The organism is Priestia sp. FSL W8-0524 (genome assembly GCF_038005965.1).
Classification (GTDB): Bacteria; Bacillota; Bacilli; order Bacillales; family Bacillaceae_H; genus Priestia; species Priestia zanthoxyli.
In genome coordinates this window covers 3542091-3567427 of sequence record NZ_JBBOUG010000001.1, presented here as the reverse complement: position 1 = coordinate 3567427, position 25337 = coordinate 3542091, and the positions used below count along the sequence as shown (strand labels likewise).

Here is a 25337-nt window from a genome sequence, read left to right as displayed (position 1 = left end):
ACACCTTCCTCTGAATATATGAAAATTAAGGTAAATAAAGCATATTGCGCCATCTATGCGCGTTTTTTTAAAGGTTTATGTACCCGCTATTATACTACGTGTTTGCTGTTATAAAGAAATTTTTCACAATTTCACATATTGTTTTGATACTTATCCCAAACTTTTATTTTATAGTATAGATAACATAAAATTTGCTACGTTAAAAGGAGTGATTTTCATGGATCCACGTGATTATGAAAGAGAGGAAGAACGAAAAGAAGAATATGAAAACCGCCAGCGGCGCTATGATCAGTATCAGCCTGCGTCATCATCACAGCCTCCAAAAAGACGCTTATTTCCAGTGATCGCATCTTCCATCGCGGGAGCAGTGCTAGGGGGAGGAATTGTGCTATACGGCGCTCCGCAGCTAGGGTTAATGGATTCAGCGGATACGCAAACAGCGAATCAAACAACGCAGACTCAAACGGCAACAACAACGAGCACAACGCCTCGAACAGTAAGCACAACCGTGAATCAGTCAGATCTTGTTTCAGTTGTAAATAAAGTATCAGCTGCTGTTGTAGGCGTGAACAATATTCAACAGCAAACAAATCCATTTTCTGGAGATACCCAAACGCAAGAAGCAGGAACGGGTTCCGGTGTTATTTTCAAAAAAGAAAATGGAAAAGCCTACGTTGTGACTAATAACCACGTTATTGACGGCGCAAGCGAAGTAGAAGTGTCACTTTCAAACGGACAAAAAGAAAAAGCTAAAATTGTCGGAGCTGACGCGCTAACGGATTTAGCGGTGCTTGAAATGTCCGACAAAAATGTTGAACAAGTGGCGAAGTTCGGAAAATCATCAGATTTAGTGGCGGGTGAAACGGTTCTTGCAATCGGAAACCCTCTTGGTGAACAATTTTCTCGTACGGTCACACAAGGTATCGTGAGCGCAGCAAAACGCTCTGTCCCTATTTCAGAGAATTGGAACGTAGATGCAATTCAAACGGATGCGGCGATTAATCCAGGAAACAGCGGCGGTGCCTTGATCAATTCTTCCGGTGAAGTAGTTGGTATCAACAGTATGAAAATTTCAGAAGACAATGTAGAAGGAATCGGCTTTGCTCTTCCAAGTGATGAAGTGCAGCCAACAATTGAACAGCTGATGAAAAACGGAAAAATAACGCGTCCATATATGGGGGTAGGTCTTCAAGATGTAGGTCAGCTTTCAGCTGCAACAAAACAAGATCAGCTAGGCCTAACAAGCGATACGTCTGAAGGAGTTGTCGTAACGACGGTTGAACCATTCTCTTCTGCTTCTGATGCTGGTTTACAATCAAAAGACGTGATTGTTGCCATCGATGGAAATGAAGTCAAAACATCCAGTGATTTACGTCAATATCTATACACAAAACGCAAAGTAGGAGATACGGTAAAATTAGACGTGTACCGAAATGGAAAAAAACAAACTATTTCTCTGAAGCTTTCAGAGCAGCAGGATAACAATGGATGAGTTCAGCACCGTTAAAGCTGCTGCTAGCAGTATTAACAGCGTTCGGATTTTTAACAGGCTGCGGAGGGAAGCATTCAAACACGATGTTTCCTTCTGTAGAAATTAGTCAGCTATCTTCTGCTAAAGAAGTGGCAGCGTATGAAGGAGGAAAGGTGACAGGAGCTGAATTCAATCGTTTTTTAGCAGTTGAAGGGTTCTTAAATCCCGATGCTCCGCTAAATGATACAAGCTACCGCAAAGAGTTGTTGCGGCAGCTTGTCATGCAAAAAATCTTAATTTCGCATCTAAAGACAAGTGACAGGGTACAGAAAAAAGTCGAGGATATGTGGAAACAAATCAAACGTTCATATGACGAAGATACAAGAAAACAAGGCTATGAAGTCTTGCACATTCGTTCTAGCGATGTAACTAAACAGCTAATAAATCAGTTTAAATTAGAAGAATATTTCCGTAAACAAATTACGTCTGATGAACTAGACGCTTACTATACACGTATTGAGAATGATGTAACGCGCGTATCTTTTTCGCAGCTAACTTTTACAACTTTACATGATGCCGAGACCGTTGCGGCTGAGCTGCAAAAAGGAACATCGCTTCAAGACGTTCAAAAAAAATATGCTGATGTCCAGACCATCAGCAAAATAGAGAATGATGATAATCTAAAGCTTTCGAATCTATCTCCCTCTTTTATAGATGTTTTAAAAAAACAGCACATCGGAGAGTGTAGTAAGCCCATTAAAATGGGTAAAGTCTATTATATTCTTATTTTAAAACAAAAAGATAAAAAAACGGAATCAGAAGTCAAAGAAGAAATGATGAAAGAACTTGTTTTGAATCATATCAACCGGTATATCCAGGATCAACTGCCAAGGTTTCACGTGACTTTCAACCTTAGGTAGTTCCCTTTTATATAGATTGATTGTTTTCAAAAAACAAGCAGGTAAAAGAGCTTTCTATTAATAGAGAGCTCTTTTACATTTTTAAGTAGACAGAAATGTCGGTACCTGATAGAATGAAGTTGTAAAACTTTCATTATTCGGAAAATTTATACCCTCCAGCTTTGGAGGGTTATTTTTTATGCTTTTGGACGAACAAAAGAGGCTAGGACAGAAGTAGTTTAGTGGAAAGAAGATCCGAACGATGAATCGTTCGGATCTTTTCGTTAGTACGGTGAACGTATGTTTTAATCACTTTTCATCTTTTAAATGACTCAATAATGCAGAAGACATCTCCACGTGAGAAAGGGCGATGTGTGAAATCGTTTTGGCATAAGGTGTAATTTCGTTAATAAATTGCTCGAGTACGTGCAGGTGAGGAAGCTGAAGCTTTGTAATGAAGCAAGCCTGTCCGGCGATGCGTTCACAGAATAAAGCATAGGGATACTGAGAAATAAATCTTTTAAAACGCTCGTGCTCTCCGTTTTTCATGGTTACTTCAATAAAACACGAGACGGGCAACTGCAGCTTTTCATAATCAATATCGATTGTATATCCTTTTATAATACCAAAGCTCTCTAGCTGTCTTACTCGCTCTGCCACTGAAGGAGGAGACAGGTTAATTTGTTTTCCTAGCTCTCTTAAGGAAAGACGGCTGTTTTGCTGCAGTGCCTGCAAAATCGATAAATCAATTTCATCAATTTTCAATTGAAAACCTTCTTTCATATTAATGTTTCATTTGATTAGTAACAGCAGATAATATGTTTTATTTGTTATCTGAAATCTCCATTTTTCTTACTATAATAATTAAAAAGGAGTGAGTAAAAAATGGCAAGAGTTTTGTTAACAAACGAAGAGGGAACAAATTTTGAAAAAGCACTGAATTTAATTCCAGATGTAAAAAGGTTGTATGATGAGCTATACGACAAGCTTTGGAACAGTGATATAGTAAAAAGAGAGACTAAGGAAAAAATCAGGCTTTATCTAGCAGGTGTTAACGGCTGTGAGACGTGTATGAGCATGTCATATGTAGGCGATAAGACGCTTAATCAAAAAGTGTTAAGAGAAAAAGAGCTGGAAGAAAAAGATCGACTGCTGTTTCGATTTATAGATGTATACCGAGTGCGTCCAAGGGATTTGACGGATGCTGATATGGATCAATTAAAGAAATTTTACAGTGATACGCAGCTATTAGAGCTTTTGGCCGTTATTAATTTGTTTGATCAATTTCACAAACTGATTGTCGGTTTAGATTTATATGATTTTTGCAGTTTGCAGCGCAAGTGATGTCTTCCCTAAAAATATCTTGACAGACAAAATCCACAGGAGTAAGATAGCTTTCGTGAAGTGAAACGTATCATGAATCGAATCGATTATTCTAAAAAATAGATCATAGATATTTGAATAAAAATCGCTTAATCCATTACGGAGCGGAGGACCCATTATTTACGCACATATTGTGCTCCGGGGTGAATCCTTAAAAAGGTAGGGTTACTCTTAAAACCCGAACCCGACAGCTAACTTCGCAAGCGTTTTGAGGGGGAAGAGTGTGAAAAAACACAGGAGCCTTCCTGTGTTTTTTTGCGCTTTTTTTAAGAAAAACATGTAATTTTTTAGAAAAAGTATAAGCTAAGAGAACACACAGCAGTTGAAGAAAGGAATAAATACATTATGAAAAAACAGTTTGCTGTATTGGGATTAGGTCGTTTTGGAGGCAGTTTGGTTGAAGAGTTTGCTAATTTGGATGTGGATGTGCTCGCTATTGACCGCAATCAGGAGGTAGTAAAGAAATATAGCAACTCAGCTACATATGTCGTGCAAGCGAACGCAATTGATGAAGCTAGCTTAAAAGGGCTAGGCATTCGTAACGTTGATCATGCTCTTATTTCGTTTGGAGACGATATTGAAGCAAGCGTGCTTGCAACGATGCTTTTAAAAGATATGGGCGTTAAGCAAGTATGGGTAAAAGCGGTGAATATGTATCATCAAAAAGTGCTGGAGAAAATAGGAGCGGACAAAGTCATTCATCCTGAGCGCGATATTGCGAAGCGGATTGCTCATCACGTGGTGTCAGAAAAGATCATTGATTACATTGAACTGTCAAAGGATTATAGTATTGTCGAAATTGTCGCTTCTAAAAAGCTTCATAATAAAACGCTGTTTGATTTGAACATTCGTGCCAAGTACGGCTGCAATATTATCGGCTTTCAGCGAAAAGACGGGGAAATGGTGATTTCGCCTACCGCGCATGAAATAATTGAACAAGGAGATATGCTGATTGTTATCGGACATAATCGCGATTTGAACCGTTTTGAAGAAGAAGGAGTTTAACTCATGAAAAAACAAATCATTAAACTCACTCCTCCGCAGCTGCTTGTCTCCATTTTTGGCGGAGGAATTATTATTGGTGCTCTTCTATTGATGATGCCTTTTTCTACTACTGAGCCAATCCGGTGGGTAGACGCCCTTTTTACATCTACTTCCGCTATGACAGTGACCGGCTTAGCCGTCGTAGATACAGGTACGCGTTTTACCGTCATCGGTCAAACGATTATTATGCTGTTAATTCAAATAGGCGGTCTCGGCATTATGTCATTTGCCGTGCTGATTTTTATGATGCTAGGTAAAAAAATTGGATTTAAAGAGCGTATGCTCGTTCAGCAGGCATTAAATCAGACGAGCGTCGGTGGAGTTGTGCTGCTAGTTAAAAGGTTGTTCATCTTTTCATTTTTAATTGAGTTTGTTGCACTGCTCTTTTTAGCGATACGCTGGGTTCCGGAATTCGGATGGTCTAAGGGGCTGTTCTTTAGCTTGTTTCATTCGATTTCGGCTTTTAATAACGCAGGGTTCGGACTGCTGTCTGATAACTTAGTTCAGTATGTAGGAGATCCTATTATTAACATCACGATTTCTTTTCTCTTTATTATTGGTGGGTTAGGGTTTACCGTCCTTGCTGATATGTGGGTGAAAAAATCGTATAAAAAACTAACGCTGCATTCAAAAATTATGATTATCAGCACGTTCGCCATTAACGTGATTGCCATGCTTTTTATTTTTTTCTTAGAGTACGGCAATTCGCATACGCTCGGAAATTTATCATTAGGAGACAAAGTATGGGCTTCTTATTTTCAAGCGGTAACAACAAGAACCGCTGGCTTTAATACAATTGATTTAGCTCATTTGCATGACGCAACGGTGTTTTTAATGGTTTTATTGATGTTCATTGGTGCAGGGAGTGCGTCAACAGGAGGGGGTATCAAACTCACGACGTTTGTGGTGATTGTCTTTTCTGTATGGGCATTTTTACGAAGCAGGGAAGATATTGTGCTGCTAAAGAGACGACTTCTTCCTCTTCATGTTTTTAAGGCACTAGCCATTACGATGATTTCAATTATGTTTGTGTTTGGGGCCATCTTCCTGTTAAATATTTCGGAAAACCTGCCGTTTGTAAAAATTATGTTTGAAGTTGTTTCTGCGTTTGGAACAGTAGGTTTATCGATGGGAGCGACTCCTGAACTTTCGTACTTTGGACGCGTGATTATTATCTTTATCATGTTTTTAGGAAAAGTGGGGCCATTAACGCTTGCGTTTTCATTATCTAAGCAAAAGCGTGAAGCCGTTCGCTATCCAAACGAAGATATAATGCTAGGATAGAAAAATCGCCTTCGATGAGGCGATTTTTTTATATTATTTATACGTTCAAGACATATAAGAGGTTACGCACAAAACAGTTGCGATGAATAAAAAGAAGGCAAAAACAAGAACAATGGGCAATTTGGAATGTCGGCGCATTAAAGCCCCTCCTTTTTTATAGTAAAAAAATCTCTTACTATATATAACGAAAGAAACAAAAATATGATTCACTTTTTTTGGCGAAATTTGAAGGTTTTTCTCATTGGAAAAATCCGCACCCCTGTCCTAAACATTTTGCCAAGCTGTTGCATACACTAAAAGCAGATAACAGGAAGTGAGGGATGGTACGTGGGAAAACAAAATTTTGCGTTAATCGTTGTGTTATTTGTTTTACTTGTTATTGTAGGTGCGTCTGGCTTTCGCTTTTAAACGTTAACTTTATTTGCGCATAGCCCCCGTCAAAAAGGGCATACTAGGCGGAAGTAAAAACCAAAAATTTCTTCAATATTGCCGAACAATGAGTTCCTCTACTCATTCATCTAATCGGTATGTAGCCATGCGAAAGCATGGTTTTTTTTAAAATAGGAGAGGATGAATGATGTTCATCCTCTCTAAAAATTAGTAGTAGCAAGAACACCCTACGATTACTAATAGGATAAATAAAACAACGATAAATGAAAAACCAAAACCGCCTTTTGCGCCCATATGTGTAACCTCCTTTAATAAAAGTCTCTATATCCTATGTACTAATTGGGTTAAGTGATTGAGAAATTTGCCTATTTTTTAATGGTAACGTTTTTTGTGAAGAATGAAGAACACTTACTTTTTTCATTTGCGCAGAAATCCTTTATGATAAAGAGGAAAAGGAGGGCAAACAGGTGGGAATACATGCACAATACGTCATGAATCAGCTAGAAGAGGGAAAGTGGAAAGAGATCAAGCGCGAAATTCAACAAGAAATGAAGAAAAAACCTCAAGCATCTGATTTGTACTGTTACTTAGCCGTTTGTTTAGCAAAGCAAATTGAAGAATCAATTATCTTTGAAAAAATGGTATTGAACTTAGAAATGGACCGGGCTCTTCATCAGGCATTAACATTAAATCCATCTTCAAGCTTGGCGCACTTCGTTCGAGGAATAAAATATCGGGAAACTCCGCTTATGTTTGGAGGGAATTACGAAAAATCGCTGTTTTATTTGCAGAAGGCGCAAGATCTTGGTTTTGAAGGGATTATGCTGCCGCTCGAACTCGCCAAAACCTATATTCAATTAAAAGAAATGGAAAAAGCGAAAGAACAAATCGCCTATGCTCGGGAAATCAATCCTACGCACGCGGACATTAAAAAAGTCGAAAACATGCTCCAAACAGGACGATGAATCTAAAGTCCTGTTTTATTTTTGATTTTCAGAAAACGTATGCTGATTTTCATAAAGGATTGCTTTTTATATAACAATAAGAATATTTATAAAAAATTTAAGAAGTGCATGTAAGTCGAACGACTTCTTAACTGCTAGATTTTCTACATTATTAGAGCGTTCAGTCTACATAGTTCCAAAAATAGTAAGAAACTATCAGCCTATGGATAAATTGTTAGAAAATATAGATAATTGTAAATGAATAGAGAGAAAAGTTAAACATGCGATTAACTAAAAAAGCAAAGGTATGATTTACTTTGCTTTTTATTTATACGCATATGTAAAAAATATCATAATAAACCAATTTATTCTTCGTGAAATCCATCGTCTCAGGCGATGTGAAATAATGTATTTGAAGGAGGAGACCCAGATGAAGGTTATGAAGATGTTGGCTATTACGTTATTTAGTTTATGTTTAGTTGTCACACCAGCTGCTGCTGAAGTTCCGGGTGTCGACCATTCAATGAAACGGGGTGCTACACAAGGAATTGTAGCGGCATCTCACCCGCTGGCTGCTGAAGCGGGGAGGAAAGTGTTAGCTGAAGGCGGAAACGCTGTAGATGCGGCAGCGGCCATTCAACTATCTCTAAACGTTGTGGAACCGATGATGTCTGGTATCGGCGGCGGCGGTTTTATGATGATTTATGAAAAAAAGAAAGATAAAATTACGATGCTAGACAGCCGTGAAATGGCACCGGCTGATGTCACGCCTAAGCTGTTTTTAGATTCAAAAGGAAAAGTCATTCCTTTCAGTAAACGTCACATAACAGGAAAAGCAGTTGGAGTTCCTGGCACGTTAAAAGGAGTAGAAACAGCCCTTGAAGATTATGGAACCATGGACTTATCAGATGTTATTAAACCTGCTATTACTCAAGCGGAACAAGGAATTAAAGTGAATTGGTCGATGGCTCAGTATATCGATGAAAATGCGGACAAGCTTGAAAGATACCAAACGGCCGGTAATGTATTTGTACCGAATGGCAAGCCGTTGAAAGAAGGAGATAAGCTTGTTCAGCCTGATCTTGCGAAAACATTAAAGCTTATTCAAAAAGAAGGGTCAGACGCTCTTTATAAAGGAGAAATTGGAAAAGCGCTTGTTAAAGAAGTTCAAAAACGCGATGGAAGCATGACCATGGATGATTTAAAAAATTACGTTGTAAAAGAACGCGAGCCGGTCAAAACAACTTACCGAGGCTACGATGTGGTTAGTGCGGCTCCTCCTAGCTCCGGCGGATTAACCGTGCAGCAAATTTTAAAGCTAATGGAAGGTTATGATGTAGAAAAAATGGGTTCCAATACGCCACAGTATTTGCAGCATTTAACGGAAGCGATGCACTTAGCTTTTGCGGACCGCGCGGCGTATATGGCAGATGAAGACTTTTACGAAGTGCCGAAAAAAGGCCTGTTAGATGAAGATTATATTAAAGAACGTCGTAAATTAATTAATCCAAATAAAGCAACGCCTAATGTTAAAGAAGGAGACCCTTGGAAATATGAAGGAAAAGAAAATCCAAATAAAGCAACGATAACGGAAGAAAATCCAATCGGCCAAACGACTCATTTCTCTGTTGTAGACAAATGGGGAAACATGGTTTCTTACACGACTACCATTGAACAAGTTTTTGGTTCAGGAATTATGGTTCCTGACTACGGATTTATGCTCAACAATGAAATGACGGATTTTGATGCCACTCCGGGAGGCGTGAACCAGGTTGAGCCTAAAAAACGTCCTCGAAGCAGCATGTCTCCAACGATGCTGTTAAAAGACGGAAAGCCGTTCATGGCAATTGGTTCACCGGGAGGCCCAACCATTATTGCGTCTGTAGCAGAAACGATTATGAATGTTATTGACCATAAGATGCCGATTCAAAAAGCGATTTTAACGACTCGTATTTATTCAAGCGGCTATCCAACCGTAAGATGGGAACCTGGCTTTAGCCAAGATACACTCCTTGAAATGATGGCTAAAGGACATGCGTTTGAAGAAAAGCCAGAGCATATTGGAAATGTCCAAGCGGTTATCTATGACTATGAAACGGGGAAAATGTACGGAGGTGCTGATAATACGCGCCAAGGCACGGTATTAGGAGTAGACGCAATTAAATATGTATCCAAACAGCCAAAACCAATTAAAGAAGAGAAAAAAGGAGAGTTTACGGTCGAAGTCAACCGTGCCGTGTATCCATTTACTGATAAGCAAGTAAAACTGATTGATGGAAAGCCTTACGTTCAGTCCGACCGCCTGCTGCTAGGATTAGGCGTCATTGATTCGAGTGATTTAAAGCTGTATAAGCCAAATCACCACTCCTATTTATCGGTTATCAAAGTAGCTAAATCACTTGGCTACAAAGTGAAATGGGATGAAGAAAAGAAAGTAGTCTCATTAGAAAAAGATCCTGGTGAAAACGATACCGGCGATGATGAAGACGGAGACGTTATTACAAATTAAATGGGATAAAAGTAGCTTAGTTGAAGGAAGATCCGAACGCGTTTGATTCTTGATAGAGAATCTAAAGCGTTCGGATTTTTTTATTGCGATGGTAAACGTAGGTTTCATTTATATATTGGCTCACTCCTTTTTAAGAAAGCAAATAAAATTGGCGATTTTAAACCAAACGACAAAAAAATTGGCGTAGTTTGCCAAAAAGTTGTAGAAATCGACAGTTTTTTTGGCATGTGTAAGAAAAACTGTGATAAAAAGACTGATAGAATGCTACAAACAAAGTTGGCATCATTTTTGCATAAGAAATAGATGAGGGGCTGTATCAATGAAAAAATACATAGTTAAATAAACGCCTATGTTTACTTCACACAGACTAACATGCAACGGAGGTATAGAAAATGAAAAAAGAAATTTCAATTATCGGTGTACCAATGGATTACGGACAAACAAGAAGGGGCGTAGACATGGGGCCGAGCGCAATCCGCTATGCGGGCATGAATACACGCTTAGAAGCTCTTGGCTATACCGTACATGATGAAGGCGATATTAAAGTAGAGATTAAAGAACGGGCAGACGTGGATAAAAATACGAATTTGAAAAACTTAGCGGCTGTAGCCAGCGGAAATGAACAGCTTGCTGCAAGAGTTGAAGAAGTGAAAGAGCAAGACCGCTTTCCGTTAATATTAGGCGGAGATCACAGTATTGCAATTGGAACGCTTGCAGGAGTGGCAAAAGGTTCAGAAAATTTAGGCGTTATTTGGTATGATGCTCATGGTGATTTAAATACCGCTGAAACATCTCCATCGGGCAACATTCACGGCATGCCGTTAGCGGTGAGCCTGGGTATTGGACATCCTGTACTTTTAAATATTGGAGGGTATACACCAAAAATTAAACCTGAAAATCTAGTTATTATCGGTGCACGCTCACTAGATGATGGTGAAAAAGAGTTAATTAAAGAAAAAGGAATTAAAGTGTATACGATGCATGAAATTGATCGTTTAGGTATGACGCAAGTGATGAAAGAAACGATTGATTATTTAAGCGGTACAGACGGTGTGCACCTGTCGCTGGACTTAGACGGCTTAGATCCGGATGATGCACCAGGCGTAGGTACACCTGTAAAAGGCGGCATCAGCTACCGAGAAAGTCATTTAGCAATGGAAATGCTAGCGGAAGCAGACATGGTGACATCTGCTGAATTTGTAGAAGTGAACCCCATTTTAGATCAGCATAACAAAACTGCAGAAGTAGCGGTTGCGTTAATGAGTTCATTGTTTGGCGATAAGCTTTTATAAGAAAAAGCTACTTACAGGTATCGTGTGGAGAAAATCTGTTGTGATCCAAGAAACGGTCATGCAGGACTAAGCGGCTGCCATCTTCGCTACGGGGGTGGCGCCATTTGAAAATCATCCGGCATCAATTGACTTCAGTCAGGAAGAGCTGCCTAATAAGCGGCTATAAAAACAAAATAAACCTAAAAAAATGAAAGCGATTTCATTTTTTGTGCAGCAAAGGGAGGAAATGGGATGAATATTCCACAGGGACAGCCAGGAGAATTAAAAAGAACGATGAAAACAAGGCATCTTTTTATGATATCACTAGGGGGATGTATTGGTACCGGTTTTTTCCTTGGGTCAGGTTATACCATCAATGAAGCAGGTCCGATGGGAGCAATGATTTCCTACTTAGTAGGAGGGATCATTATGTATCTAACGATGCTGTGTCTTGGAGAATTATCCGTTGCTATGCCAGTTGCAGGATCGTTTCAAACGTACTCCACTAAATTTATCGGCCCTGCAACAGGTTTTGCGATTGGATGGCTGTACTGGCTAGGATGGGCAGTAACGGTGGCACTTGAGTTTTTAGCTGCCGGACAGTTAATGCAAAGATGGTTCCCAGGCTCGCCCGTTTGGTTATGGTGTGCCATTTTTGGAGCGTTAATTTTTTCATTAAATGCACTTTCAGCTAAAGCATTTGGTGAAACAGAATTTTGGTTTTCAAGCGTTAAAATTTTCGCCATCATTATGTTTATTGTTGTAGGCGGAGCCGCAATGTTTGGATTCATTGATATGAAAAGCGGACAGGAAGCACCGCTTTTATCAAACTTCTTTGCCGAAGGGCTGTTTCCAAATGGAGTAACGGCTTTGCTGATTACAATGATTACGGTGAACTTTTCGTTTCAAGGAACAGAATTGATTGGAATTGCGGCGGGAGAAAGTGAAAATCCGGAAAAAACAATTCCAAAAGCGATCAAGCAAACGGTTTGGCGTACGCTTTTCTTTTTCGTCTTATCCGTGTTTGTCTTAGCAAGCATGATTCCTCGTGAAAAAGCAGGCGTTGTAGAAAGCCCGTTTGTTGTTGTGTTAGATAGTGTAGGTGTACCTTACGCGGCGGATATTATGAACTTTATCATTTTAACAGCTCTTCTTTCAGTCGCAAACTCTGGGTTTTACGCGGCTACACGTATGCTTTATTCTCTTTCAAGAGAAGGAATGGCAAGTCCTGCGCTTGGAAAAGTCAACAAAAGAGGTGTACCGTTTAATGCACTATTAATTACGCTTGTGATTTCATGCTTTTCGCTGCTTTCAAGCGTAGTGGCAGCTAAAACCGTTTTCGTATGGCTGATTTCACTCGCTGGACTTGGCGCTCAAATTGGCTGGATTGCGATTACAGCTTCACTGCTTGCATTCCGTCGTGCTTACGTGGCTAAAGGTGGAAAAGTAGAAGATCTGAAATTTAGAACACCTCTTTATCCGGTTCTGCCTATCGTAGCGCTTATTACGAACTGTATTGTTATGATCAGTCTTGCGTTTGATCCTGAGCAGCGAATGGCGTTATACTGCGGAGGTATCTTCTTTATAGGCTGTTATGTTTATTATTATTTGAAAATTCGAAAACAAAATCAGTCAAAACAGGAGCAAGAAGTTCAGCTTGCGGAAAATAAACGAATGATTATTTAACATAAAAACCCGAAAAATCATGATTTTTCGGGTTTTTTATGTACTTGTCTTTAGCTATCTAGTGTTGTATCTTCATTTTTACGGCGGCGAAGTCTCCATAGCGTGATAAGGGCAAGCAGTGTAAGAACGATACCGCTGCCGAGCAGGATATGACTCACTGTTTTATCCTGCTTTTTTTGGCCTTGTTCAAAATATTTCTTGTACATCGCCACCGCAGCTTTATTTTGCTTGTATTTTTTCGGAACGCTCATTTCTTTTCCTAGTTTCCAGCCGTCTTTATAAGCTTTTTGCTGTAAAGATTTCACATCTTTATTCGAATAAAAACCTGCTTTGTACCATTTTTCTAGTTGAGGCTTGTCCTGAAGACTTTTAGGCGCTCTATAGGTCTGATAAGTGAAAGCTGAGTCGTATCCATCTGCTTTTACGTCTTTTTGTTTTTGTTTCTGTCCTTTTTCATATCCTTGTTCAAAGGCTGTTTGCAATTCGCCCTCTGCTTCTGCAGGTACTTCGAGTGGAAGGTCGTGATAGCCTTGTACGTAGCCTTGCTTTTCAAACTGCTTTTTTTGCTGATTCAGTACTTCGGCTTGAGCGGTTTCAAAGCCTTCTGTAAAAGCCTGACGTGTGACATCCTCATCATCATACATGCTGGGAACACTCATCGAATCATTTTCAAGACCTTGTTCATAGCCTTCTTTTTTTGCTTTAACAGATAGGTCCATTAAAGAAATAGCTTTTTTGTAGCCTTGAACATAACCTTTATTCCAGTCGGATGACTTAGAAGGGAAGGGGTCGATTTCCGATTGAATAGTAGCATGTTTGTAATCAAGGACGCCTTGCTGATAGCCTTCCTCTTCGCCGGCAGCCATTTCATTTTCTTGTTCAGTCTTGAGTTCTTCCTCTTTTTGCTGCTGTCCTTTTTTATATCCTACCGTATACCCCATCATAAACCACGTGAATTCTTCAGAAGATTTGTCCAGTCCTGTTGTTTGATCGAACTGCTCGAATTTTTTCTGTGCGTATCCATCTTCTTCTCCGAGCGAATAGCCTTCTTGATAGAGAGAGTCAAAAATAGCTTTTACATCTTCAGTTGTATCCACGTCCGTTGACTGGTCCAAAACATCGGAAGAGGAATCCGGGGAATCAGGAGTAGCATAAGAAGAGATGGGGTCACTTGCAAGAATAAGTAAGCAAGCTGTACTAATAACGGCTAATTTTTTTTTCATCATTTCTTCACCTTTTAGTTCAAAGTTAATATTTATTTTGTAGTTTAAGCGTACAGCTTTCCATGCAGAAAGGCGTGTAAAAGTTTTTCCAATTATGAAAATTATAACATTTAAATGAAAAGGAGAATAGGTGGTAAAAGGGAGAAATATGTGTTTTTCGCAGAGTTTTATCTTTGGCGCTGTTTTGCCTTTTTTACTCTGTATGAGCGGTAAAATATTTCAGCTACAAAACAGAATAAAAGGAAAAAAAGAACAAATAATTCGGCGAACTCCATTACGCGAAACGGGCTGTAGGCATTTTGAAGAGCCATTGAAAAACTAAATCCTTGCATCATATCCACACCGATAGAAAATCCCATTAAGCATCCTAACAGCAAAGCTGATATCCAAACGATTTTCATATGTCTCACTCTCCGTTTTTATTTTTTTCTTAAAAACATTCTACTGATAGTTTTTGTTATTTTTTTGGTCTTACGCTTTGATTGTTCTATTAAAAATTGCATACAAAGCATTTATTTGGAAAAAGCTAAAAAAAAGAAAAGAAAGGTGTTTTTAATCGTGCCTTCTTTATTTAAAAATAAAAAAAGCAAAGACAATAAAAAGGAAACAGAAGGTTCGCTACCAGAGGAACAAGAACTGCTGATGCAGTCGCTTGAAGGTAATATAGCTAACATAAAAAAGCGAACGGGGAACAGCTCGGATATGGTGATTCGCTATATAAAAATTGGGGAAAGGGCAGCCATTCAAGCCGCTGTTATCTATATAGACGGAATTGTAGACAATCAGTCTATCCAAGAGCTTTTAGTAGACACCATGATGAAAGATGACGTGTTTTCTGAACCAATAACACCTCAAAATGCTTTTACGTTATTAAAAGAAGATGTAGTAGGAATTGGAGACATTGCGATTTTACATACGTGGAGTGAAGTGTTTCCCGCCTTGATGTCAGGAGACACGCTTATCTTGATAGATGGAAACAACCATGCGATGAGTGCAGGTACGAAAGGCGGGGAGTGGCGTTCAATTCAAGAACCGACTACACAGCTTGTCGTTCGGGGTTCTAAGGAAGGGTTCACGGAATCGATTGCTAAAAACATGCCCATGGTCAGGCGAATTATCAAATCGCCTGACTTATGGGTAGAAACGATGAAGATTGGGAAAGTAACGCAGACAGACGTTTCAATGATGTACATTAATGGGATTGCCAATGACAAAATCGTAAAAGAAGTAAAGCAGCGTCTTAACCAAATTAATATCGATAGCATTTTAGAATCAGGCTATGTAGAGCAGCTTATTGAAGACCAAACGTACACTACTTTTCCTACAATGTATCACACGGAGCGTCCCGATATCGTTGCAGGAAATCTCTTAGAAGGGCGTATTGCGATTTTTGTAGACGGAACGCCATTCGTGCTGATTGCACCTGCTGTCTTCATTCAGTTTTTTCAGTCTCCTGAAGATTATTATTCGCGCTTTGATATTGCCACGTCGATTCGTTTTTTACGCATTCTTATTTTTTTTATTTCACTGATTGCACCGGCTACGTATGTAGCGATCACAACTTTTCATCAAGAAATGGTTCCGACGAAGCTGCTCATCGCCATTGCTGCACAGCGGGAAGATGTTCCGTTTCCTTCCTTGGTTGAAGCGCTCATTATGGAAGTCACATTTGAAATTTTGCGAGAAGCTGGTATTCGACTTCCAAGGGCGATCGGTTCTGCAGTTTCAATTGTAGGAGCGCTCGTGATTGGGCAAGCATCGGTTCAAGCAGGGATTGTATCTCCAGCGATGGTTATTGTTGTAGCGATGACGGCGATTGCAAGCTTTGCGACGCCTTCATTTGCCATTGCGATTTCTGCTCGGCTCATTCGCTTTGTTTTTATGATTGCAGCAGCTACTTTCGGGTTTTATGGCATTATCCTGTGCTTTTTAATGATGATTGTTCATCTCTGCAGTCTTCGTTCATTCGGTGTTCCATACATGACGCCTCTTGCTCCATTTATTCCGAGCAATTCAGGTGATACCATTGTTCGCATGCCGTGGTGGACGCTTAGACAAAGACCAAGGCTCATCAGTAGTGGAAATATGGTGAGAGAAGGAGACAACCAGCGCCCAATGCCTCCTAAAAGCCGGGGAATGGCAAACACTACGGTGAAAGAAGGCGATCAAAGTGATGCGTAAAGGGCTTTTATGTACAGTTATGGCATTTTCGATTTGCATCCTTTCAAGCTGCTGGAGCAGTAAGGAATTAACCGATTTAGCGATTGTCGCAGCGATGGGAATTGATAAAACAAAAGATGGTCAGTATCAAATCACGCTGCAAATTATTAATCCAGGTAACGTAGCCGGCGGTCTTCAAGGCGGCGGGGGTGGTACCCAAAGTCCGTCTGTTTCCGTATACGGAGCAAAAGGCGCAAACCTAGTGGAAGCAAGTAGAAGAGCATCGAGCACGGTATCAAGAAGACTGTACTACGCTCATACAAACTTAATTGTTATCGGAGAAAGCCTAGCGAGAACGGAGGGCATTGATGTCATTATTGATGGCATTGACCGAGATCCGGAATTTCGAATTACATCTGATATGGTCATTGCAAACGGCGTAAAAGCTTCCAGTTTTGTAAAATCTCTTACGCCAATTGATAAAATTCCAGCTAATAAAGTCCTTAAAACGCTGGAGCTCACCGAACAAAAGTGGGGAGAACATATGAAAGTATCGGCTCAAGAAGTTATGAAAAACCTTGAATCCCCGGGAAGTCAAGCGCTGATGTCAGGGTTTGGAATAAGAGGTAGCGCTCAAAAAGCCCAAACGCTGCAAAATCTTCAGCAAACTGCTCCTGAATCGACTCTTCGTGCAGAAGGACTCGGCATGTTTAAAGATGGGAAGTTGATTACATTTTTATATGGAAAAAAAGCGCGAGGCGTGATGTGGCTGCGGGATAAAGTGCAGGGAACAGATGTGAATATTTCATGGAAAGATAAAAAGAAAGCCATTGCTTATCAAGTCGTCCGTCAGCGAACAAACGTGAGTGCAAATATGGTAAACGGCAAACCAAAGATGATTGTACGAACTAGAGTAGAAGGAGATATTGGTGAAATGGAAGTACCTATAGATATTAAAAATCCATTTGTGATTCTTGATATTGAAAAAAAAATAGAAGCAGCCATTGAAAACGAAATAAAAGAAGCGTTTGCTTTTGCTCAAAAAAAACAGACGGACGTTGTGGGATTTGGAGAAGTCGTGCACGAAAATTATCCGAGGCAGTGGAAAAGGCTTCAGCATGAGTGGAGCGATGTGTATTTTCCTGAAGTGGAGATGGATGTGAAAGTAGAAGCGTATGTAAGACGAGCAGGTTTGCGAAACAAGTCGTTTATGTCTGATGCGGTAAAACAACGCCAGTAAACAGGAGGGAGCAATGAGTGGAAAAAGTGAAAATTAGCTCTGTGCAGTTTTTTATTTTAATTGTCCTTTTTGAACATGGAAGCGCATTGCTCATTCCGCTTGCAATGGATGCAAAACAAGACGCTTGGCTTGCTATTTTACTCGGTATGTTTGGGAGCTTATTGCTTTACCTCATTTACTACCGGCTGTATAGGTACTATCCTAACATGCTGCCGACAGAATACATGCAAAAGCTGCTAGGGAAAGTCTTGGGATCTGCACTTGCTTTTTTATATTTGCTTCATTTTTCATATGCTGCCGCTCGCGTACTTCGTGATTTTGGAGAAATGCTGCTGACATTTGGCTACCCCGACAGCCCTTTGTTTGTCGTGAACGCGATGCTGATGCTGTTGATTATTTATACTGTGCACAAAGGACTTGAAGTAGTGGCTCGGGCAGGAGAGCTCATGTTTATTTTGATGTATATCTTGGCTGTAGCAGGATTTGTGCTTATTTTTGTTTCAGGATTAATTGATTTTACTTCTTTAAAACCGATACTTGGAGATGGGATTTGGCCGGTTTTAAAAACAGTCGCCACTCAGACTCTGTATATTCCGTATGGAGAAGCTGTTGTGTTTACGATGATTTTTCCATATGTAAAAGATCCTAAAAAAGTAAAGCTTGTAGGCCTTTGCGGCATTGTACTAAGCGGCATTAACTTAGCAATCACCATGGCGATTAACGTGAGTGTATTAGGGATAGGGTTGACTAACAGGTCGGTCTTTCCGCTTTTAAGTACGGTAGAGAGCATTAGAGTAGCTGATTTTTTAGAGCGGCTAGACGTGTTTTTTATGATTGCGTTAGTCATTGGAGGATTTGTTAAAATCAGCGTCTTTTTTTACGCGGTAATTGTGGGGCTTTCCACGCTGTTTAAGGTAAAACGACCTTCTGCGCTGACATATCCTGTTGGCACGGTGATTTTATTTTTTTCTTTGACGATTGCAAGTAATTTTCAAGAGCATTTAAAAGAAGGCTTAACGATTATGCCGGTGCTACTTTTTATCCCTTTTCACGTAGTGATTCCGCTTACGCTGCTCTGTATAGCCTTTATTAAACATCGCATAAAAAAAACAAAAGCGCTGCAGCCATCCTAATGGCTGCAGCGCATTCGTCTGCGATCTTCTACTGCAAGTGCAGCTGTTCCCGCTCTTTTTTTACTTGTTCTAGCTGTGAAATCGTAACAAGCTGATATCCTTGTGCGTGAAGCTGCTTCATAATTTCAACCGCTGCTTCGGCACTTGTTTGATAAATATCATGCATTAAAATAACTTTTCCGTCTCCGACTTGGCTCATAACTGCTTGAACGGAGTGAGGAACGTTTCGATATTTCCAGTCTTCAGGATCGATATCCCATAGAGTCACGCCAACATTTCCGACATAACGTCTTACATTTGCATTCACAGCTCCATAAGGAGGACGTACATGCAGTGGTTCATAGCCGCTCACTTGTTTAATAAGCGCTTGGGTATCGCCTATTTGGTGTTTGACCTGCGCTTCATTTAAACGTGTGAGCTGAGGGTGGTCCCAAGAGTGATTTCCGACTTCGTTGCCTTCCTTCACCATACGTTCGATTGTTTCAGGATAATATTGAACGCGGCTTCCTAACACAAAAAAGGTAGCGTGTCCGTTCACTTCTTTTAATCCATCTAAAATCACATTGGTAGATGCAGGGTTAGGTCCATCATCAAAGGTCATCGCAACGACTTTTTTAGTTGGATCAATAGGCGCTCCTTGCTGCGGTATTTCGTTAACGATATGTTTTGGAGGCGTTTCTTTGACTTTATTTTTATTTGCTGCTTCGTCTTTGTAAGTATCACTCAGCATGTCTTTAAATAAATCTTTTTGGATAGCGATTGTTTTGGTTTTCGTTTGTTCAGCACCTAGCTGGTAAGGCTTAAAGTAGATCACAATACTGTTTTCAAGCAGCGCAAACTGACTGAAATTTTGATTGGCTGCCTGAGTTCCTTTTTGAAGGCCCGGGTCAAAATCAGCTTTTTTCATTTGTTTTTTTAATTCAGCATATGAAATAGCCGAAAGGCGATCTAAATAGTTTGCATTTTCGTTAAATAAATCTTTTAACGTCATTTGTTTTTGAGCAGGCAGGTCAAATGTAAAGGTTTTGAGAGAAGACGTTCCTTTCTCTCCATTTATAGATTCATATTCATCAAAGACAACGCTTAGCGTTTGCTTGCTGTAATGGACGATTTTATATGTAATCGTTAATTCAGATTTTTTCTTTTTTGACTGCTTCTTCAGATTTTTTTCATAGTGTGCCACTTGATCTGTTACGTAAGCTTGAATGGATTGATCAATTTCTTTTTTACCAAAGGAAGGGTAGCTAATGGCATAGCCTCCGTCTGTAAGGTCCTTAACTAGCGTTTGAATTTCAACGTCTGGATAGGTTTGATCTGTTTGAATACTTGCCGTTTTTTTCTCTGTACTGTTTGCTTTGACGATATACCCTGCTGTACCAAGAAACAAAATACAGCATCCAAGCAGTGTCAAAATACGTTTGTAGCCCATGGTTTTCATGTAGTAATATTCCCCTTTTTGTATATATCTACCTAATAGACGCATGAGACCATCATTTAGTTTTACTTTTTTTTAAAAAAACCAAACTATTTTTCTACTCATTCCGTCTACCTTATAGATGTACTTCAGCAAGAGAAAATAGAAGGGGTATGAAAGACAATGAAAAAACACGATGCACATCAGATGCTCGTAGCATGCATAACCGAGCATAAAGCAGATTTTTACCGGCTTGCCTTTAGCTATGTAAAAAATCAAGAAGATGCGCTTGATATTGTGCAAGAATCGATTAAAAAAGCACTCATTTCAATAGACAGTATCAAAGATATTCAATCGATTAAAAGCTGGCTTTATAAAATTGTTGTACGAACGGCAATCGATTTCCTGCGTAAGCATAAACGTTTAACGCTTATGGGCGATGAAGAGCTTGAGTATCTGAGCAGCGGACGTGAAGATCAGTATGAAGATATTGATTTAAAGCAAGCAATGGATCAGCTGCCGGTTAAATATAAGACCATTATTATTCTGCGGTTTTTCGAAGATTTAAAAATGGACGAAATTGCGGAAATCATTGAGGAAAATGTAAATACAGTAAAGACAAGGCTATACAGAGCGTTGAACCTGTTGCGGATTACGATGACGGAGGAGGACTTAGAACAATGAATGAAAAAATAGAAAAGTTAAAGAAGCAGTATCATGACATTCCTATTCCAGACGAATTAGATGGTGTTGTTGCACAGGCACTTTCTTCACACCCTCGTAAAAAGAAATTCTATATTTGGCCGAGCTCGATTGCGGCAGCAGCGATGATTTTTATCACAACGGTGAATGTAAGTCCAGATGCGGCAAATGCAATGGCAAAAATTCCTGTACTGGGAAAAGTAGTAGAAGTAATTACATTTGAGGAACTGAAACAAGAAGAAAAGCATTCTCGTATTGACGTGAAAACACCATCGATTTCAGGCTTGGAAAACAAAGGTCTTCAAACAAGCTTAAATGAAAAGTATATAAAAGAAAATGAACAGCTGTATGAACAGTTTAAAAAAGAGATGAAAACATTACGAAAAGAAGAGAAAGGAAACGTGGCTGTCAGCAGCGGCTATGATATTATGACGGATACCGATGATTTGCTTGTGGTTCATCGATATGTGGAAGAATCGAGAGCTTCAACGTCGAGCGTTAATCAGTACGACACGATTGATAAAAAACACGAAGTGCTCGTTACGCTTCCAAGTTTGTTCAAAGATAAAAGCTATATAAAGGTCATTAGTGAAAATATTAAACAGCAAATGAAAGATCAAATGAAGCATGAAGAAGGCACAATCTACTGGCTGACTGAAGAAGATATGGATCCTTTTAAAGAGATTGCTGAAAATCAAAGCTTCTACATTACAAAAGATCACAAGCTTAGAATTGTATTTGATAAATACAAAGTCGCTCCAGGATATATGGGAAACATTGAGTTTGAAATTCCAACGGACGTTATTTCAAACCTTCTAGTTGGTAAACGGTATATTCATTAAAAACCAGACGTGAACACTGAACGTTCACGTCTGGTTTTTTACATAAAGAAACGTTTAAATTTATTTTTATGCAAAATAAGTTGAAATATATAAGCAATCATGTATAATATTCTGTATATATTTTCATTCTTTTTATTTATAAAGTCTTAGGGACAAATGATGTGAACGGTTGCATTTCTAGAGAGGAAGTGAAGAGGTGAAACGCACGTTAAATCAAGATACGATTAAAGATGCCATGCTGTTTAATCAGCTTGTGATGCAAGTAAGCAAAGCTCTTTGGAAGTCTACTGAAAAGGATTGGGAACAGTGGGTTAAGCCGTACGATCTGAGCATTAATGAGCATCACATTTTAGGGATTGCTTATCAGCTGGAAATTGCGTCGATGACCGACATTTCAAAGCTAGGCGTCATGCATTTATCCACAGCTTTTAACTTTGCAAAAAAATTGCACCTGCGGGGCTATCTTACCCTTTCTAAAAATGAGAAAGATAAGCGGAATACATACGTGCAGCTCACAGAAGAAGGAAAAAAGATGTTTTTAAAAACGATCGAGGATTATAACCCTCTTGAAAATCCTTTGTTTCAAGGAGCGATGCCGCTGCGAGATGTTTACGGAGAGCTGCCTGACTTTGTTGAGCTGACGGCTCTGATTCGAAGCATATACGGAGATGATTTTGTCCAGTTCATCGAACGTTCTTCTCAAGAGCCCGCTAGCTTGAAAAAATAAAAAAGCCTTCTTGTGCAAGCTGAGAAGGCTTTTTTGCATATCAACTTTTTTCAGTTAACCGTTCAAGTTCTTCTGAGGAATGGGCCATCTTCTCAATCCGCAGAGATAGCTGCTTCATTGCGTCAGCGATTTTATCAAGCTCTTTTTTTGTTAGAACGGTTTGCTGTTTGTTCTCGGTTGTTATGCTAAGGACGTTCGTAAAAAAAGAAGTAATGTTGTTCATGTTGTCAGCCGTATCTTTTGTTAATGTAGCGACTTCTCCACCTAACGCCGAAACGCTTTCGATTTGTTTTTGAATGTCTCCGATAAAAGTAGAAATATTAGAAATCGATTTCTTCGTTTCTTCTGCAAGCTTCCGTACTTCCTGTGCTACCACTGCAAATCCTTTTCCATGCTCACCTGCTCGAGCGGACTCAATCGAAGCGTTTAATGCCAATAAATTCGTTTGCTCCGCAATAGAAGTAACAATCGAAACGATTTGATGGATTTGCTGTGATGTATGTTCGAGCGTTTTCATTTTGTTTTGAATGAGCGACGTATTTTTTTGTATGCTTCCAAGCATGTTTTGTTCTTCTTTTAATTTTGCTTGACTCGTAACGGATTCTTTCTCAATGACTTCTGCCAATTGGGAGCTTTTGTTTGCATAAGAAACGACGTCAGAAGACTGATTGTGCATTTGATTCATAAATTTCTTCGTTTCTTCAGATAACGAAGAAAGGATAGATGATGTACGAGAGATTTCTAGCTGAATTTTCTCTTTTTGAGTCTGAAGTCCAGCGCGCTGCTCGTCATATTCAAGCTCATAGGCTTTTAACACAATTTGCTGTTCTAGACTAATAAGCTTTGTCATACTTGCGATAAAAGCTAGACATTCTTCTTTTGATTCCATCGTACGTTCACATACTGAAAGAAGCGACGTAAATAAATTTTGAAATGCGCACAAATACCAGTTTGGCTCAAGTCCAATTTTAACGTGCATCTTGGAAATTTTTTGACGTTTTACCACAAAAGCGTCGTCTATTTGTCCATCAAACATTTCTAAGATGTGCTGTTTTAACGTTTGTTTTAATGCATGGACGCTGCTGTGCTTTTCGATAATCGCAACCAAATGAGCCTGTTCGCCAATAGCTTTGTAAAAATCATTCACGATCTCTTCGATGGCGTTCAGCGCGTGAACTTGAAATCTGGCAATGCGTTCGAGGTCTTCTGCTGTTAAGGAAATCATGTTAATCTGCTTTTTTATCATCGGGTCCGATACATGAAGCTTTACAGTGATGGATTCGACAGCCGCGGCTTCGGGGTGCACGTTGTTTCGTTTAAACCAATTCATGTTTATCACCTTTATTTGCTAGAATAGTTGTTTTTCTCTTCTTCTTATATTTCGGCGTTTTACGTCCAAGAGTTGAGGCTGTTTAAAAAGATTGTTATCAAATTGTTATCTTCTATTAATTGAATTGTTATCCGCAGATGGTATGGTTGTACGGTGCTTAAAACATGATTCGGGGAGGAAACGAAATGAAAAAAATGCTATCGGCGCTTCTTGTAGGAGGAGCTTTATTTGCAAGTCCGGCAATGGGACATGCTGCGTTTGGCGACACGGTTTTAAAACAAGGGATGACAAATGATGATGTTGAACAAGTTAAAACGGTGTTAAAAGATAAAGGATTTTTAAAAGGCGAAGTATCGCGTTATTTTAATTATGAAACAAAAAAAGCGGTTATGGCTTTTCAAGAGAAACATAACCTAGAAGCAGATGGAATTGTTGGAGAGAATACATACAATGCATTAAGTAAAGGCGGCGTTGTAGAAGGCGAATCAGAAGTGAATACGGATAAAGTAATCAGCAAAGCAAAATCCTTAATGGGCACCCCGTACAAATGGGGCGGCACTACACCTTCGGGATTTGACTGCAGCGGATATCTTCAGTATGTATATAAAGAAAGCGTAGGCGTTGATATTCCAAGAACGGTTGAAGATATCTATAAAGCAGGTGAAAATGTAAGTGAACCGCAGGTAGGAGATCTTGTTTTCTTTGAAACGTACAAAGAAGGTCCTTCTCATGCAGGCATTTATCTTGGAGACGGACAGTTTATTAACGCATCGTCTTCTAAAGGCGTTACAATTAGCGATAAAAATTCAAGCTATTGGAAAGAGCGTTATATAGGAGCAAAGCGTATTGCAGTCAACTGATTCTTCATTTAATAGATAAGAAAAGACAAAGCTTAGGAGCTTTGTCTTTTTTTGTTTGGGTTTCAGTAGGTAGGAGGAAGTAGGAAATAATCCTATGCAAAACGGGCTGGTCATGTGCGTATTTGTATAAAAACGTGATAAAAGTTCTGTCACCTTTCTGATAAAGCTTGTATATATTGGTAAAGTAATCTCTTAAGTTACGTCAATGGTTATAGGTAATTTGAAGGGATAGCAGCATAAAAAGGAGGAACAAACTTTATGTTTTTTTGTTGTTACCGTCGCTATGTAGAAAAGATAAAACACCTGTTGTTTTCAAATCGATTTGCTGAATTTATTCAGGAAAACACAAAAAAAGCAGTAGAAGACGTTGTTTATTCCGACACGTTTAAAGAATATGTGATCAGTATTATTAAAGAAGCTCAAGAATCACCTTTTAAAGAAATTGCCAAGCAGTATATCGGACAAGAAGTTGTAATTGAAACAACGGCTGGTCCGCTTGAGGGCGTCGTGACGTTTGTTGGGGATAACTATTTAGAATTGATAGAGTCTTCCACATCAACGGTATTACTGCCATTTACAAGCATCGTCACCATTCAAAGTGCTTAAACGAAAGGAGAGAAAAGTATGTTTCAAGATGCATTAAGAGAAAATGTGGGTTCATTTGTGCAAATCATCACAGCTATTGACGTTATTAATGGAACACTGCTTGCTGTTACGGACGCAGCTGCTGTTGTACGTACATCAAGCTCATATGGTGAGCCAACGGATGTAACCATTCCACTAGTATCCATTACGTATGTTCGAATTTTTAGCGGAGTTGAGTGA

The 25337-nt window shown here is 39.4% G+C and carries 26 protein-coding genes and 1 riboswitch; of the genes, 20 read left to right on the top strand and 6 right to left on the bottom strand.

From position 1 onward, the window contains the following. Positions 1-217: 217 nt before the first annotated feature. Positions 218-1492 (top strand): S1C family serine protease, encoded by a 1275-nt coding sequence (locus NST66_RS18745; protein WP_034270556.1) that lies wholly within the window; start codon positions 218-220, stop codon positions 1490-1492. Then, complete coding sequence (locus tag NST66_RS18740; RefSeq protein ID WP_033579916.1) at positions 1489-2391, top strand: peptidyl-prolyl cis-trans isomerase; 903 nt, start codon at positions 1489-1491, stop codon at positions 2389-2391. The genes NST66_RS18745 and NST66_RS18740 overlap by 4 nt, the downstream gene beginning before the upstream one ends. Positions 2392-2679: 288 nt before the next feature. On the opposite strand, the gene NST66_RS18735 is transcribed toward NST66_RS18740, so the two are convergent. Beyond that, positions 2680-3135: an Lrp/AsnC family transcriptional regulator gene (locus tag NST66_RS18735; protein ID WP_028415016.1), complete on the bottom strand. Its 456-nt coding sequence runs from the start codon at positions 3133-3135 to the stop codon at positions 2680-2682. A 120-nt stretch (positions 3136-3255) separates the two neighbouring features. On the opposite strand from NST66_RS18735, the gene NST66_RS18730 reads away from it, so the two are divergent. The 4 genes from NST66_RS18730 to NST66_RS18715 all read left to right on the top strand — a co-directional run bounded on the left by NST66_RS18730 (position 3256) and on the right by NST66_RS18715 (position 6489). Next, entirely contained in the window at positions 3256-3714 is a 459-nt protein-coding gene (locus tag NST66_RS18730) for a hypothetical protein (RefSeq protein ID WP_155007712.1), read from the top strand. Positions 3715-3829: 115 nt separating this feature from the next. Further along, a riboswitch (cyclic di-AMP (ydaO/yuaA leader) is annotated at positions 3830-3974 on the top strand. 124 nt (positions 3975-4098) lie between these two features. Beyond that, positions 4099-4758: a potassium channel family protein gene (locus NST66_RS18725; RefSeq protein WP_028415014.1), complete on the top strand. Its 660-nt coding sequence runs from the start codon at positions 4099-4101 to the stop codon at positions 4756-4758. Between the two features lie 3 nt (positions 4759-4761). Continuing rightward, entirely contained in the window at positions 4762-6081 is a 1320-nt protein-coding gene (locus tag NST66_RS18720) for a TrkH family potassium uptake protein (protein WP_033579917.1), read from the top strand. Positions 6082-6408: 327 nt separating this feature from the next. Next, positions 6409-6489 (top strand): YjcZ family sporulation protein, encoded by an 81-nt coding sequence (locus NST66_RS18715; protein ID WP_016765202.1) that lies wholly within the window; start codon positions 6409-6411, stop codon positions 6487-6489. A gap of 189 nt (positions 6490-6678) precedes the next feature. Here the strand turns inward: NST66_RS18715 and NST66_RS18710 are convergent, their stop codons facing one another. After that, complete coding sequence (locus NST66_RS18710; RefSeq protein ID WP_016765201.1) at positions 6679-6765, bottom strand: YjcZ family sporulation protein; 87 nt, start codon at positions 6763-6765, stop codon at positions 6679-6681. A gap of 173 nt (positions 6766-6938) precedes the next feature. Here NST66_RS18710 and NST66_RS18705 point away from each other — a divergent pair, with 173 nt between their 5' ends. The 5 genes from NST66_RS18705 to NST66_RS18685 all read left to right on the top strand — a co-directional run bounded on the left by NST66_RS18705 (position 6939) and on the right by NST66_RS18685 (position 12881). Beyond that, positions 6939-7436, top strand: coding sequence for a tetratricopeptide repeat protein (locus NST66_RS18705; RefSeq protein ID WP_028415012.1), 498 nt, complete (start codon positions 6939-6941; stop codon positions 7434-7436). A 409-nt stretch (positions 7437-7845) separates the two neighbouring features. Next, positions 7846-9924, top strand: coding sequence for a gamma-glutamyltransferase (gene ggt / locus NST66_RS18700; protein WP_340843645.1), 2079 nt, complete (start codon positions 7846-7848; stop codon positions 9922-9924). Between the two features lie 42 nt (positions 9925-9966). Beyond that, positions 9967-10227, top strand: a complete 261-nt coding sequence (locus NST66_RS18695; RefSeq protein WP_311283439.1) for a hypothetical protein — start codon at positions 9967-9969, stop codon at positions 10225-10227. A gap of 89 nt (positions 10228-10316) precedes the next feature. Beyond that, entirely contained in the window at positions 10317-11216 is a 900-nt protein-coding gene (gene rocF, locus NST66_RS18690; RefSeq protein ID WP_034270538.1) for an arginase, read from the top strand. Positions 11217-11447: 231 nt separating this feature from the next. Further along, positions 11448-12881: an amino acid permease gene (locus tag NST66_RS18685; protein WP_165636147.1), complete on the top strand. Its 1434-nt coding sequence runs from the start codon at positions 11448-11450 to the stop codon at positions 12879-12881. A 50-nt stretch (positions 12882-12931) separates the two neighbouring features. On the opposite strand, the gene NST66_RS18680 is transcribed toward NST66_RS18685, so the two are convergent. Further along, the gene (locus NST66_RS18680) at positions 12932-14104 is read right to left on the bottom strand and encodes a hypothetical protein (RefSeq protein WP_223546227.1); all 1173 of its coding nucleotides are present in this window, start codon (positions 14102-14104) and stop codon (positions 12932-12934) included. 167 nt (positions 14105-14271) lie between these two features. Beyond that, positions 14272-14505: a hypothetical protein gene (locus NST66_RS18675; RefSeq protein ID WP_050689902.1), complete on the bottom strand. Its 234-nt coding sequence runs from the start codon at positions 14503-14505 to the stop codon at positions 14272-14274. 157 nt (positions 14506-14662) lie between these two features. Between NST66_RS18675 and NST66_RS18670 the strand changes: the two genes are divergently transcribed. Genes NST66_RS18670 through NST66_RS18660 form a run of 3 tightly spaced genes read left to right on the top strand, consistent with a single transcriptional unit; the run spans position 14663 to position 18637 of the window. After that, positions 14663-16285, top strand: coding sequence for a spore germination protein (locus NST66_RS18670; protein ID WP_049166028.1), 1623 nt, complete (start codon positions 14663-14665; stop codon positions 16283-16285). Beyond that, entirely contained in the window at positions 16275-17504 is a 1230-nt protein-coding gene (locus NST66_RS18665) for a Ger(x)C family spore germination protein (protein ID WP_028415006.1), read from the top strand. Before NST66_RS18670 ends, NST66_RS18665 begins: the two co-directional genes overlap by 11 nt. Positions 17505-17521: 17 nt before the next feature. Next, positions 17522-18637 (top strand): GerAB/ArcD/ProY family transporter, encoded by a 1116-nt coding sequence (locus tag NST66_RS18660; protein ID WP_028415005.1) that lies wholly within the window; start codon positions 17522-17524, stop codon positions 18635-18637. A gap of 28 nt (positions 18638-18665) precedes the next feature. Here the strand turns inward: NST66_RS18660 and NST66_RS18655 are convergent, their stop codons facing one another. Next, the gene (locus tag NST66_RS18655) at positions 18666-20075 is read right to left on the bottom strand and encodes a polysaccharide deacetylase family protein (protein ID WP_154992290.1); all 1410 of its coding nucleotides are present in this window, start codon (positions 20073-20075) and stop codon (positions 18666-18668) included. Between the two features lie 159 nt (positions 20076-20234). Here NST66_RS18655 and NST66_RS18650 point away from each other — a divergent pair, with 159 nt between their 5' ends. The 3 genes from NST66_RS18650 to NST66_RS18640 all read left to right on the top strand — a co-directional run bounded on the left by NST66_RS18650 (position 20235) and on the right by NST66_RS18640 (position 22322). Next, positions 20235-20735 (top strand): RNA polymerase sigma factor, encoded by a 501-nt coding sequence (locus NST66_RS18650; protein ID WP_047749995.1) that lies wholly within the window; start codon positions 20235-20237, stop codon positions 20733-20735. Continuing rightward, positions 20732-21595 (top strand): RsiV family protein, encoded by an 864-nt coding sequence (locus NST66_RS18645; RefSeq protein WP_340843643.1) that lies wholly within the window; start codon positions 20732-20734, stop codon positions 21593-21595. Before NST66_RS18650 ends, NST66_RS18645 begins: the two co-directional genes overlap by 4 nt. 196 nt (positions 21596-21791) lie before the next feature. Further along, the gene (locus NST66_RS18640; RefSeq protein ID WP_028415001.1) at positions 21792-22322 is read left to right on the top strand and encodes an HTH-type transcriptional regulator Hpr; all 531 of its coding nucleotides are present in this window, start codon (positions 21792-21794) and stop codon (positions 22320-22322) included. Positions 22323-22362: 40 nt separating this feature from the next. On the opposite strand, the gene NST66_RS18635 is transcribed toward NST66_RS18640, so the two are convergent. Continuing rightward, entirely contained in the window at positions 22363-23652 is a 1290-nt protein-coding gene (locus tag NST66_RS18635) for a globin-coupled sensor protein (RefSeq protein ID WP_168761200.1), read from the bottom strand. Positions 23653-23837: 185 nt separating this feature from the next. Between NST66_RS18635 and NST66_RS18630 the strand changes: the two genes are divergently transcribed. From NST66_RS18630 to NST66_RS18620, 3 genes are all read left to right on the top strand, one after another. After that, complete coding sequence (locus tag NST66_RS18630) at positions 23838-24512, top strand: C40 family peptidase (protein ID WP_249886560.1); 675 nt, start codon at positions 23838-23840, stop codon at positions 24510-24512. A gap of 258 nt (positions 24513-24770) precedes the next feature. After that, a complete protein-coding gene (locus NST66_RS18625; RefSeq protein WP_033579929.1) occupies positions 24771-25118 on the top strand; it encodes a hypothetical protein in 348 nt (115 codons plus the stop codon). Between the two features lie 18 nt (positions 25119-25136). After that, on the top strand, positions 25137-25337 hold the full coding sequence (locus NST66_RS18620) for a hypothetical protein (RefSeq protein ID WP_033579930.1): 201 nt from the start codon (positions 25137-25139) through the stop codon (positions 25335-25337).